The sequence below is a fragment of the Microcoleus sp. OTE_8_concoct_300 genome (genome assembly GCF_031383065.1).
Taxonomy (GTDB): Bacteria; Cyanobacteriota; Cyanobacteriia; order Cyanobacteriales; family Microcoleaceae; genus Microcoleus.
The window spans coordinates 79,491-92,185 of the sequence record NZ_JANMZH010000391.1; the positions used below are offsets into that span (position 1 = coordinate 79,491).

A 12,695-nucleotide genomic window follows, 5' to 3' on the forward strand; every position below is an offset into this window, starting at 1 on the left:
CACAAAGAGTTAATTTTATTGTGGGGAGTAGGGGTTGGGCTTCTAGCCGGCCCCTGAAAGGCTTATTGAAAGGGGATAACTATCTGCCGGCGACGCCGACCATTCCCACATTGAACCTGCATAATTCTTAGCATTAAATCCCACATTTGTCAAGACACAAGTCAACCATGCAGAGCGAATTCCCCCGGAGCAATAACTCACAATTTGAGTTGACGGCGAAACTCCTTTTTGCTGCAAAATAGCGACAATTTCCCCGCGATTCAGCAGTTTTCCCTGTTTGTCCATTAACTGTTTGTAATAGAGGTGAACCGCACCGGGAATGTGGCCGCCCCGCGTTTCTCCGTAAGGCGTTTTACCTGCATATTCTCGCGGCTCTCTGGCGTCAATAACTACTAAATTATCATCTCCTAAAATAGCTTTCAATTCATCCCGCTGAATTTCCCAAGTCGAGCGGCGAGATAGTACAAAATCTCCTGTTTTCGATGGATTGTTTGCAGCTTTTACTCGATTAATTCCAGCTTTGATTAAAGCCCGATATCCTCCATCGACAAAAACGGCTTTTTCGTGGCCCAAAGTCCGCAACATCCAAACAATTCGTCCGTCTTCGCCCCACCCTTTCACCGAATCGGCAACGACTATGACAGGTTTGTCTTGACAAATGCCAATTGCTTGCAGTTTTTGAGTTAAAACTGTGTTATTTTCGATAATTTTTCTCTTTTGGGGAAAGTGCGATTGAGAAAATTCCTGCCAAGTTACGGGAATAGCTGGTGGGAGACGGCAAAACCACTTTAAAACAGGTTGACGAGCATCGAGCAGAGTCGCGCCCCCTGACAGTAATTGCTTAGCTAAATCGGCGCTTACTATCCAATTATTTGCCCAATTATACATATAGCGTTTCTCAGTAACATGAGGTGTTCTTGGCCAAACAGGGCATTGGCCAAACAGGGCATTGGCCAAACAGGGCATTGGGCATTGGAAGAGTACCTTACTTTCCTGAGAACCGCTATACACAGTAAATTAGACATGATTTATTGAGCAATTTTTACTGTACCAGCAGCGCATTTTAAAACCCCTTTGGTATTAGTTGGATTAGGTGGTTTAATCTTGCCAGGAGCAGCATTTAGACACAAGATTGTTTGGGGCTTGTTTCCCACCAAAAAAACTCCCCCCACAAAACTTTTGAGATTAGCTTGCTTCGATACTCCGTAGTTAAATACAGCAGCTTTGTTGACCATGCCGATCGAGTAGCTGTAATTGGCTGCGTCAGGTTTAATTTGGAGACCTAGATAAACCAATAGATTGGAAACAGAACTTGTAAAGCCTGCTTTTTCAGCATAGTAAACTTGCTGAGCTTTATTCATCGAACCCACAAATTGTTTGGCTTCTGATTCCTTAGCTTTAAGCGTTTGTGACTCTTGAGCCTCCGAGACTGGACTGAAAACAACTGGCAGAGTTAGAGCTGCGATCGCAACTTTGAGCTGCCAGTTGCGGCTGCTAGGAATCATGCTTAATTTCACCGATAACAGGTGGAATGAGCGGTTGAGCAACATACAATTAAACTAATTGTTTTGCCTGAAACTGTTGCAACGCCCAAGGAGCAACCGTGCCGTGTTCTGTAATAATTCCTGAGATTAATTCCGCCGGAGTTACGTCAAAAGCGGGATTGTAAAATTCGACTCCCACAGGACAAATTCGCGTAGTTCCAACTTGATACATTTCAACTGGATCGCGTTCTTCAATGGGGATTTTGCTGCCGTCGGAAAGTTCAAAATCAATTGTTGACAGAGGCGCGGCGACAAAAAACGGGACGTTGTGAGCTTTGGCAACAATTGCTAAACTGTAAGTGCCAATTTTATTGGCGGCGTCGCCGTTAGCAGCGATTCTGTCTGCACCGACAACTACTGCGTGAATCATGCCGAGTTTCATGCAGTGAGCGGCCATATTGTCGGCTATTAATGTGACGGGAATTCCTTCTTGCACGCATTCCCAAGTGGTTAGTTTTGCACCTTGGAGACGGGGCCGAGTTTCGTCCGCAAAAACTCTTCCGAGTCTTCCTTCTCGCCAAGCAGAACGAAATACACCTAAGGCAGTACCGTAGCCTGCTGTTGCCAACGCACCGGCATTGCAGTGAGTGAGTAAGTTCAATTTTTCGGGTGTAGCTGGCAGAACTTCTAAACCTTTGTCGCCGATATCTTTACAAGTTTGCAAGTCTTCTGCTTGAATGGTTTTAGCCATTTCTAACAAAGTTTTTTGCACTTGTTCGACAGAACCGCTAGTTCTCTCGGCAGTTTTGAGCATTCGCGATATTGCCCAAAACAAATTAACCGCCGTGGGACGAGTGGAACGCAATAACTCGCCAACTTGTTCTAATTTAGCGAGAAATTCGGTACGATCGCCCGTTTCGATTTCTCGCGCCCCCAAATACATCCCGTAGGCTGCTGCTACCCCGATCGCCGGAGCACCTCGGACTATCATAGTTTTAATCGCCTCAGCCATATCTTCGCAGCGGCTAATTTCGACTACACCGTATTCTTTCGGCAGTCGGTTTTGGTCAATTAGCAGAACTCGGTCTTCTTGCCAAGTGACGGGGGAAACGGAAGAGTTTTGAGCGGTCATCGATTTCAATTATGTGAGGGACAAGTTTCTATGATGCCATGAAGGCGACTATTCCTCTATGTTATGAGCGATACGCTGAATTTGCCAAAATCCCAGTCCTGCGGTTTGAGATTTGAGATTTCAGATTTGAGATTGAATAATTGCTGCATTCCTACCACTCTCTGGGTTTGGAACTGACGCAGAGTTGGATTCTTTTTCACAAAACTGTACTTAGTAAAAAACAGAACATTAAGTTGTGTAAATTATTTTGATATTTTTTGAAAGATTTCGGGAATCGGAAGCTAGCTCTACCTGGGGTATGGTTTTTTAAGTAGAGAATAAAAAAGTGCGATCGAGCAATTTTCCAGGTTCCACAAATTTCTAAAAATCACAAAAATAGATAATTGTAAAGCTTTGTCTGTACAACTTTAACTGAGTTGAAGGCCGGTTTTGTGGTAGCCGTATTTGTGGCTGGAAGTTCGGGCGCTCATCGCACGGCAACAACATTTTGGAAACCTACTTAGGTGCATGAGGGAAAGGTAATTATGAAAAACCAACAAATAGTCTTCGTAGATTCAGCAGTTGAAGATTGGCAAAGTCTGGCGGTCGGTGTTAAAGGGGGTACAGAGGTAATTTTAGTTGATCGGGCGGGGGACGGCATCGAACAAATTGCCGAAGCACTGCAGAGCCGCAAAAGTATAGAAAGCATCCACATTATTTCTAACGGGGAATCGGGAAGCTTGCAGCTAGGGCAAACTACCCTGAATTCCGACCATTTAGAAACATATCGCGACAGTTTGAAACGGTGGTTTTCGTCATCTGTCAACTCAATTAAAAATAGATTGGAAGTTCGGCTATACGGTGGCAACGTAGCAGCAGGGAAAAAAGGAGAACCTTTTGTACAAAAGCTGAGCAAGTTAACACTTCAACTGATAGTTTTGGCGGCTATAGTTTCGCTGATTTAGGGCCGGAAACTTATCAACTTCGGAAAGTACATCAACCGGGTTGGACGCAAAATACTGCAAATCCTGGTGATATTATTACTGTTTACGACGGCAAGGATGAGGACAGTTTGCTCGGCGGTGCTGGGGATGATATCATGTCTGATCGATTAACCATAATATCCCGGTCGGGGCGGGTTTTTGAGATGGTCAATTATTGGCAGGTATTGTTGGCGAACCCTCCCCTACAAAAATCGCGGTCGCTCGACCGGACATGATATGATTGGCTGTTTGGAGATGAGGGAAATGATACTCTGATTGGGGATACCGGGAACGATCGATTTATGTTGGGTCAAGACCTCGGCAGCGAGACTATTTTAGACTTTCAATACGGTCTCGATTCGAGCGGCTTAATGGGTGGTCTGAATTTCTCGCAACTGAGCATTGTTGCCGAGAATAATTCTACTCTGATCCGAGTTATATCGTTTCCGGCTGCATCGGAATGATAAATTAGAGGGCAATTCAGGAATGATTTTTACAAGTCGCCACCGATCTCGGCGCAATTTTCAGTTGTTCGATTCACAGTCAACAGTCAACAGTCAACAGTCAACATCATTCCGGTGTAACCGGAATTGATATTACTGGTTCCGGTCAACTTTTGGCAACTCTCAGCAATGTGCCTGCAAGCGTGATTACTGCCACAGATTTTGCTCTCCTGTAGTGCGATCGAACTAATTAATTAGGTTAAAATGTTGTAAGCTGTTGCGGCATTTAAATTGTATGTCAAAAAAGATCAAAGTCTTGTGGGGTGGGCGTCCCGCCCGCCCTGAATATACAATTTAAATGCGCGACAGCTTAGGGACGATTGATTAATTGTCCCTACAATTTTAGGATGGTATTTATATCAACTCTGAGCGATCGCTCGCCATACCTGGGAGTCTGGGGGGTTTACGAATATTTGCACGGGGAATTCGAGTTTTGGGTAAACTCGTCCCTAAAGGATTGGGATGCTTTCGGAACTATCGGCCTATATTGCGCTTCATGCGATCGAGTTCTTCGTCTGCTTCCCAGCGTTGAAACTTTTCTTCTAAAGGATCTGCCGCATTGAAACTGTTATAATTGGAACTCTGATTCCAACCCTTTGTATCCCAATTCTGCTCTGTTTTAGTGGTAGTGCGAGTTGCTGCTTCTGCTGCTTTTGCTCGGACTTCTTTACGACGCAATTGAATTTGGCGGTACAGTTCTTTTGCTTTTTCAATCCGTTCTTTGCAGCCTTGCATTTGCCCCCAGCGCTGATTTCCCTGACGCAGCAGAGCTGCTTGCCGCTCTTGCGCTGCTTGAGCTAAATCGAGCCTTTGAGCTGCTTTGGCTTTGTTGATTCGATCGTTCCACCGTTGAATTTCTTGGGCGGCCGAGAGAATTTCGGCTTGGAGTTGTTTCTCTTGTTTTTGGATATCGAGAATCAGCCGCAGAGTGTCTTCTTCTTGTTCCTTCAGTTGTTCTTCTATTGCCTGCAATTCCAGATGGGGATTGCTGCGCAAAAATTCTTCTAATCTGGTTTCTAGAAAGCGGCTGAAATCATCAAATAAGCCCATTTTTTATAAGTCCTCAGTCATTAGTCATTGGTCATTAGTCATTGGTCATTAGTTATTAGTCATCGGTCATTAGTTATTAGTCATTGGTCATTAGTCCTCAGTCATTAGTTATTAGTCATTGGTCATTAGTCATTGGTCATTAGTTGTCGATTATTATAACTGTTTTCAACGCTCGTCAGGTACAGCCTCGTATTTGCCAATCACCAATTACCGATTACCTAACTCATAACTAATGACTGATAACTAATGACTAATGACTAATGACTGATGACTAAATTAGAACTTTTGTCCTACAAAAACCGATCGCACATCTCCTCCCTTGCGGATAACTGCTTCTTGATTTTTGATTTCGGCCAGGGTCCAACCGCTAGCGCCAATGCTTTCGCCGACATAAATTCTGCGGGCTACGCCGTCTACTTCAAACAAAGCGGCCGATCGATCGCCCAACTCCAAAATCCCCACCAGCGTGTGCGCGGAAGTCGGGGCGCTGCTGACGGCCGGTGCGGATTGCTCGGGCGCGGGCGCCGATTGCTGGGCCGAGGGCGCTGGTGCCGGTTCGGTTTCGCGAGCCAAAATCTTTGGCTGGGGAGACTCCGAGGGGTTCGGGGAAGCGGCGAGGGGACTTCGATTCCCGGCGGCGGCGATCGCACGACCGGAGGCTGGGGCCGTCGGCGAGGGCGAAACTGCTGCGGTTTGAGGAGCAGCCGGAGCACCAGCTACCGGAGCAGCCGGAGCACCAGCTACCGGAGCGGGGGGAGGGAGGACTACGACTTGGGGTGCAGGTGCTCCCGGCTGCGCGCCGGCTTGTTCTAGGGCATCAGCGATGCGGTTGACTGCTGTCGAAAGACCTGCGGTTGCCGGGGGCGCGCCGGAAATTGAAATGCTCGGCAACGTCCCAGGGGGGGCAACTCCCGGAACTCCCGCAAGTTGCGGGTTGGGCTGGGGTGCTTTTTTTTGTTCGATCACTTCTAGCGATCGCTGCACGTATTCGACAAACTGGGTGTCTGGTGCTGTGACGCCGCTTGCTGCGGGTGTCTCGGGTGCGGGGGCTGCGGGCAAGCGCAGCAGTCCCGACCTGCTTGCCAGCCACAACCCCATGACTAGCAGCAGCGATCCACATGCTGCTCCCAGCAGGATTCTGTCGAATGATTGTTTGGACTGCTGTTTTTTGGTTGTTTCTAGGGCGACTTGGCGGGCGATCGCTTCTACGTCTTTTTCGCCTCGCTGTGGCTCGGGTGCCAGCGGTGACAAAACTATTTGAGGTACCGAGATCGACTTGAGCGCCACGAATTCTGGCGCCATCGGCTCGGCTGGCGGCCCGCCACTGCCCTCGAATGCTCGATCGACTCCTTCAAACAGTTCGTCCATCAACTGATCGGCGTAGGACTCTACTGCCACTGCTTCGGCTGGCACTGTTTCCACCGTCGCCTTCACGGCGATCGGATCTGACGCTGATTCCAAAGACATCTGTTTGGCGATTACTTTTTGAGGCATAGTTTTCTGTTTGCTCCCGCTCCTCGACAACCCTGAGATTCTCAACTTCAGACTTCTACAGGATACTTGTGATGTTGACCAATTCTTGGCTCAGAACAGGTCAATTGTATCTCACCGATCACCATATTTTTTAGTCCTCGGCCAACTTACTTTGCCCGATCGACTTTTGTTTTACCTGTTTTGGGCTTTTTCGCCCCTGTTTTCTGCTACGAGTCTTATTTGCTTACCCTGACTTTTACTGCATATTCTACTGCTTTTGTCAATCCCACCCTCCGGGGCTTCGCAGTTTTTGACACACAGCTTTACTTGAGGCGATCGCAAAAAAAGCGGGTTTTTTGTCGCAGTTTCCGATGGCTTTGCAGCTTTGACAAGGATTTCAGACTTTTATCCATCTTAAGTTTTTGGTCAGTTTGCTTGACATTAGTAACATGTTGCAGATTTTCTCATAACTCATGGCTGCAACAAGGGTAACAACCGCTGTAATTCCCCACAAGCTGCCTGAAGAGATCGCGGCGCATCTCCTGGTAAGCTCTGAGAATAACATCGATCGGCTAAATCCTCAGCAGCGGTTTTGCAAACAGCCTCATTATTCTTAAATTTTGCATAAACAGCCTCCTCATTCACAGTTTCTCCCTGCAAATAGTGTATCCAAGTCTCAATATTGCGCTTGGGAACGAAAATCGCGATCGCTTCATTCGATCCCCTATTTTCCTGCTCATCTTCATCAAGGACACTAGCTAACCAATTAAGTCTTACTGCCAGCGTACCCGTATCTGCATCAATTAACACAACTAATCCAATCGACACCTGGTTTCTCTTCTGGCGATAAGCTTTCACTTCCTCCGGATAGTGAGTGCGTACATACTGTTCTCCTGCTTGGCTACCTTCCGGACAAATATTAGCTCTAACTCGACCTGTAAAACCTCGCTTTTTTAGGAAATAACGCGCAAAAACCTCCTGCTGTCTGTCCTCGCATAGAATGACAATCTGAACTCTACGCTGGCTCATTCAACCACCCCCGTGCAATTAGTTCAGAAACTGGCAATCCCGAATTGTCAGCTACTTCATTGCTAATTCGTTTGACTCGAACAGCAGCATTGCTTTGACGCTCAAACCAATAGCCAATCGGTGAAGCTAAAAGATAGTCAATTAACTCAGGATTGTGAGAAATTAGTAATGCTTGAAGTTTTCCCTCGCTACAAAGGTCATAAAGCTCCATCAGCCAGGGTTGAATTTCTGGCAATGCTAAAAAGTTTTCCGGTTCATCAACCCACAAGGTATAGTCTTCAGATTTTGTACCGTAAATCAGCGCGTATAAAGCAACTAATGTTTTTTGTCCGTCCGACAATTCTCCGAGACGATATTCAATTGGCTTGCTGTTATCGGTTTCTCCTGAAAACCGCAGTTTTAATACTAAATTATCTGCGCTTACTCGCTCAAACTTAAAATTTGTGAATCCATCCAAGACCTCTCTTAAAATATTTCCAATTTCAGCAATTTTACCTTGATCTTCAGATAAGTAGCGATACCAAGAAACAAAATTTTCCATCTTAGGAGTCAAACGCCTTTGTTCTTGGCTACTTTCATCAACCATCAAGCTGGGTACAACTTGCACGATGATAAATCGCGCCATCCGTTCTCTAAACCAAGTTAACTTCGTGTTGTCGTTTCTTGGCATTAATGAAGGCAGAATAGATTGCGACCAGTCAAACTGGTATTTCGGGCCCGGTGAATAATCATCTCGATAGAGTTGAACTTCGCCGAATTCAAATTGTAGTAAAGGCTGGTTATCAAAGAGCAGACTCTCGTACCTAACACGACATTTATCTCCATACTCATCGATTTGTAATTGATATGTGTAGCAGCCGTCATTACCGAGAATTTCTAGCTCGAAACGCTGAATTTGTAAGGTTTGCCAGCGGGTGAAGTCCGCAGGTTTGAAAATTCCTTCTACCTTACTGTCGCCGCTGACCAATGCTTGGATTTTCTGCAAGACTTCAAATACTGTTGATTTACCCGAGCCGTTAGAGCCCAGAAATAGATTAATTGCATCAAGATCTAGTTCAAAATTTACGAGACAGCGAAAATTGTCAATGTATATCCGTTTTAGCATGAGATTTTTTTAGGAGAATTTCCGATCGCTAATCATAACTATGATAAGTCTAATGCCTCGATCGCAACTTGGTACGAGGGCGCCCTCTTCAGTCCACCCCACCAGAAAACTGATTATTTGTGGAATAGCTGGGAAAGCCTGTTGTTGATGATGCCCACCCACCAGAAAGCTCACTCTTGGTGGAACAGGCCGGAAAGCTTGTTATTGATAGTTGATGATTGGTAAAACCAGCCCCTGCGATCGCCCCGTGGCCTGCAATATCCATGATGGTATTGATAGCACAATTACGATTCTCAAACATCGCCTCAAGGCTAACGAAACTCATCCCGAAATTTCAGTCATCGTTGAATTAAGTAGCTAGGCGGGATTAAACTGAACCATGTAACAGTGTGTAAACAGGGCTGATATCAATTCCGGTTGCATTGGAATGATTAAACCGCAGAGTACGCAGAGAACGCAGAGGAAGAGAACAGAGAGATGAATAATTCCGATGCTAACGGATTTGATATGACTTAGCCACTAGAGGGTATTTGGATACTCTACAATCATTTACATAGTTGCGTTTTACACCACCTACCTACTTAGGTATTTATGAATTTGCGGGCAAAGGCGATTACTGTAAAAGACATTCAGTGCGATCGCTCAAAGGGTATCTAGTCGGGAGGAACTTGAAGAATGGCAAGGTTTAGTGGCTATCGGTGTGTGGTGCGATCGTCCCCCGAGAGACTGAGCAGATCGATACCGCTCTCCAAGTTAAGATTGATGAATATTCTTCCTGCCAAGTGAGAGATTGAGTATAGTGAGCCAAAGGCTGGGAATTAGGAGGCACGGGGAGATATTGTGGGTGCGATCGCCCCAGTCCGCAGGCTAACAATTATTAAATACCTGGAAGTTAAAACTGAGAAACTTATGTTCTTTAATAATGTATTGCGTACTTTCACAAAGCGCTACCCTTTCCAAACTCCGCGCGCAAGTTTATTGCAGCGCCTACCTAACGTACCAGACAACTTCGGAATATTTCAATCAAAAAGCGGTATACGGTATGTTGCTTACCCAAATGGGTCGGACCTTATCGTTAAAAACTTATTTTGGTTAGGAGATTTCGACCCTTGGGTTGGTACTGTACTCAAATGCCTCGCCCATCCTGATGAGGTTGTATGCGACATAGGTGCTTACATTGGTGACACTTCTCTACCCATAGCTAATTCTATGGGATCCTTAGGACATATCTATTGTTTTGAGCCGGTACCATTACTATATGAATGTCTTGAAAAAAATGTGAAGGCAAATAGTATTTCCTGTATAACTTTAATTCCGCTAGCTTTATCCGATCGTCCAGGTAAACTGAAGCTGGATATCCTGGGTGAGGAACTAGGGATGTCGCGAATTGTAGAAGAAGATCAACTCAACTCACTGCAAAATAGCATTGAAGTTAACGTAACAACCTTCGACCTCTGGATGAAAGATAGTGGGATTGCTCAAGTAGCTCTTGTTAAAATAGATGTTGAAGACCATGAGCTTGAAGTGCTTAAGGGGATGGAAGATACTCTAAGCAAACATCATATTGGAAGCATTGTTTTTGAACGCCACAAAGATTGTGATACAACCGATGCCGTTGTCCAATTACTCCAGCGTCATGGTTATAGAATCTTCAGAATTCACAAGGGAATCCTGAAAACAGAGGTTGTAGAGCTAGGTTGTTCTGCTTATTTTAAAAAGACATCCGACTATGTTGCAGTAATTGAAAACAGTGAATTTGAACGTCGTCTACTAAGTTGTACAACAGTTCGTTCGACTGCAAAATCAAGAGTGTTTTAGTGTTTCCCTCCTCTGAAAACCAGATAGAGACTGCTGCATTGTTAGCACGCTCTCAACAAAATACTTCCACACCTTCCCCCTAACCGATCCGTTCCGCCAATTCCAACCAGAGCTCAGTCGCCCGATCGATCTCTTGATTCAATTGGCCCAAACGTTCAGATAACTTTTTCACCTCACCAAACCCACTCGGAGAATTTAGAGACAAAATCTGCTCAATCTCTGCTTTCTCAGCTTCCAACTGCGGAATTTTAATTTCTAACTTCTCGTATTCTCGCTTTTCATTAAACGACAGTTTGGTCGGTTTGGGAGTTGGGGCTTCGGATTTGGGGTTGTTAGATTCAGAGGATTGTGGTAGTTTACCTTTATTTTTTTGTGCTTTAAGTTCCTTGGCTTCTTCGGCTTTCTTGTAGTCTAAATACACCGAATAATTGCCGGGATACAAGCGCAAATTGCCGCCCGGTTCCAAGGCGAAAACCATATCGATCGTGCGATCGAGAAAATAGCGATCGTGGGACACCACAATGACGCAGCCGTTAAAATCTTCGAGATAATCCTCCAAAACCGCCAAAGTCTGCACATCCAGGTCGTTTGTCGGTTCGTCCAAAATCAGCACGTTCGGCGCACTCATCAGCACTTTCAACAGAAATAATCGGCGCTTTTCCCCGCCAGAAAGTTTGTTAATCGGTGCATACTGTTGGTTCGGTGGAAACAGAAACTTTTCTAACATTTGAGAAGCGGTAATGATTTCCCCATCCGCCGTTTGCACCAACTCTGCCACACTTTTTAAGTATTCAATAACTCGCTGGTCTTCGTTCGGCGTCAAATCCTCTGAATGCTGGTCAAAATAACCGATATGAATGGTTGTGCCAATTTCGACAGTACCCGAATCCGGCTGAATGCGTCCGGTGATGATATCCATCAGCGTCGATTTTCCCGCACCGTTGCAGCCAATAATTCCAATCCGGTCTTCGGGAGTGAAATTGTAGGTAAAATCTTTAATTAAAGTGCGATCGCCGTAAGCTTTACTGATATGCAGTAACTCAATCACCTTCTTACCAATCCGGCGGCCGGCTGTCGCAATTTCGACTTTGCCGTTGGCTGTTTTGAACTCCTGGGCTCGCATATCTTTAATGCGATCGATCCGAGCTTTTTGCTTGGTACTGCGCGCCTTCGGCCCCTTCTTGAGCCATTCCAACTCACGCCGCAATACTCCCGAGAATTTGCGCTGAGTGCTGGCGGCCGATTCTTCAGCTAGGGCTTTTTTCTCCAAGTAATAAGCGTAATTGCCAGCATAATTGTAAAGGTCGCCGCGATCGATCTCCAGGATGCGATTGGTAACGCGATCGAGAAAATAGCGATCGTGCGTAATCAGCAGTAAAGCACCGCGATAGCCGTTCAAATAGTTCTGCAACCACTCCACAGACAGCGCATCCAAGTGGTTTGTCGGTTCATCCATCAGCAACACATCGGGCTCGGACAACAAAGCGGTTGCTAAGGCAATTCGCTTGCGGTAGCCGCCGGACAAGTCGGCAATTTTCGCATCAAAATCCTCAATCCCCAACTTAGTCAAAATCAATTTCGCCTTGGTTTCCAAATCCCACGCATCCACCTCATCGATGCGTTCAGACACCGCAGACAGACGCGCCATCAACTTGTCTGTATCGCCTTTGCCGTGGGACAATTGATCGGAAATTTCCTCGTATTCTCGCACTAAAGCCATTTGTTCGCCACTGTCGGCAAATACTTGCTCTAAGACAGTGTGATTTTCGTCTAAATCCGGCTGTTGGGGGAGATAGACAATTGTAGACCCTGGATTGACCCAGCGATCGCCAGAGTCGATCGACTCCATACCCGCAATCATTTTCAGCAGGGTTGATTTGCCGGAACCGTTGGTGCCGATGAGTCCGACTTTATCGCCTTCGTCGAGGCTGAAGCTGGCATCTGTCAAGAGTTCCTTGATGCCGAAGTCTTTTTTGATCGATCGCAGAGTAAAAATAGTCATCAGAAATATGGGTTTGAAACCTCGTCCTTTTAGGACGGCTTTACATTGAGTTAAAACCTTTGTGGGGTGGAGGGGTATGGTTGCCCCTCCGATGAGGTATGGTTGCCTCAATCTCCTTTCGGAGTAGAAGAGACGAC

At 45.9% G+C, this 12,695-nt stretch carries 12 protein-coding genes; 3 read left to right on the top strand and 9 right to left on the bottom strand.

All coding sequences use genetic code 11. The features are described from left to right. Positions 1 to 42: 42 nt before the first annotated feature. The 3 genes from ACUVJL_RS17815 to mtnA all read right to left on the bottom strand — a co-directional run bounded on the left by ACUVJL_RS17815 (position 43) and on the right by mtnA (position 2,616). Positions 43 to 888, bottom strand: coding sequence for a sulfurtransferase (locus ACUVJL_RS17815; RefSeq protein ID WP_445247073.1), 846 nt, complete (start codon positions 886 to 888; stop codon positions 43 to 45). Positions 889 to 1,028: 140 nt separating this feature from the next. Beyond that, on the bottom strand, positions 1,029 to 1,505 hold the full coding sequence (locus tag ACUVJL_RS17820) for a type IV pilin-like G/H family protein (RefSeq protein WP_445247074.1): 477 nt from the start codon (positions 1,503 to 1,505) through the stop codon (positions 1,029 to 1,031). 49 nt (positions 1,506 to 1,554) lie between these two features. Next, a complete protein-coding gene (mtnA, locus tag ACUVJL_RS17825) occupies positions 1,555 to 2,616 on the bottom strand; it encodes an S-methyl-5-thioribose-1-phosphate isomerase (RefSeq protein ID WP_445247075.1) in 1,062 nt (353 codons plus the stop codon). 524 nt (positions 2,617 to 3,140) lie between these two features. Between mtnA and ACUVJL_RS17830 the strand changes: the two genes are divergently transcribed. Both ACUVJL_RS17830 and ACUVJL_RS17835 read left to right on the top strand, forming a co-directional pair. Beyond that, positions 3,141 to 3,560, top strand: coding sequence for a DUF4347 domain-containing protein (locus ACUVJL_RS17830; protein ID WP_445247076.1), 420 nt, complete (start codon positions 3,141 to 3,143; stop codon positions 3,558 to 3,560). Between the two features lie 263 nt (positions 3,561 to 3,823). After that, positions 3,824 to 4,042 (top strand): hypothetical protein, encoded by a 219-nt coding sequence (locus tag ACUVJL_RS17835; RefSeq protein ID WP_445247085.1) that lies wholly within the window; start codon positions 3,824 to 3,826, stop codon positions 4,040 to 4,042. 513 nt (positions 4,043 to 4,555) lie between these two features. Here ACUVJL_RS17835 and ACUVJL_RS17840 read toward each other — a convergent pair. The 5 genes from ACUVJL_RS17840 to ACUVJL_RS17860 all read right to left on the bottom strand — a co-directional run bounded on the left by ACUVJL_RS17840 (position 4,556) and on the right by ACUVJL_RS17860 (position 9,063). Then, complete coding sequence (locus ACUVJL_RS17840; RefSeq protein WP_445247077.1) at positions 4,556 to 5,131, bottom strand: TIGR04376 family protein; 576 nt, start codon at positions 5,129 to 5,131, stop codon at positions 4,556 to 4,558. Between the two features lie 276 nt (positions 5,132 to 5,407). Further along, positions 5,408 to 6,625, bottom strand: coding sequence for a hypothetical protein (locus ACUVJL_RS17845; protein WP_445247078.1), 1,218 nt, complete (start codon positions 6,623 to 6,625; stop codon positions 5,408 to 5,410). 450 nt (positions 6,626 to 7,075) lie between these two features. Beyond that, entirely contained in the window at positions 7,076 to 7,633 is a 558-nt protein-coding gene (locus tag ACUVJL_RS17850) for a hypothetical protein (protein ID WP_445247079.1), read from the bottom strand. Next, positions 7,620 to 8,738 (bottom strand): AAA family ATPase, encoded by a 1,119-nt coding sequence (locus tag ACUVJL_RS17855; protein ID WP_445247080.1) that lies wholly within the window; start codon positions 8,736 to 8,738, stop codon positions 7,620 to 7,622. Before ACUVJL_RS17855 ends, ACUVJL_RS17850 begins: the two co-directional genes overlap by 14 nt. Before the next feature lie 88 nt (positions 8,739 to 8,826). Continuing rightward, positions 8,827 to 9,063: a hypothetical protein gene (locus tag ACUVJL_RS17860; RefSeq protein ID WP_445247087.1), complete on the bottom strand. Its 237-nt coding sequence runs from the start codon at positions 9,061 to 9,063 to the stop codon at positions 8,827 to 8,829. A gap of 515 nt (positions 9,064 to 9,578) precedes the next feature. Here ACUVJL_RS17860 and ACUVJL_RS17865 point away from each other — a divergent pair. Beyond that, the gene (locus ACUVJL_RS17865; protein WP_445247081.1) at positions 9,579 to 10,556 is read left to right on the top strand and encodes an FkbM family methyltransferase; all 978 of its coding nucleotides are present in this window, start codon (positions 9,579 to 9,581) and stop codon (positions 10,554 to 10,556) included. Positions 10,557 to 10,635: 79 nt separating this feature from the next. On the opposite strand, the gene ACUVJL_RS17870 is transcribed toward ACUVJL_RS17865, so the two are convergent. Further along, positions 10,636 to 12,558, bottom strand: a complete 1,923-nt coding sequence (locus tag ACUVJL_RS17870) for an ABC-F family ATP-binding cassette domain-containing protein (protein WP_445247086.1) — start codon at positions 12,556 to 12,558, stop codon at positions 10,636 to 10,638. Positions 12,559 to 12,695: the final 137 nt, after the last annotated feature.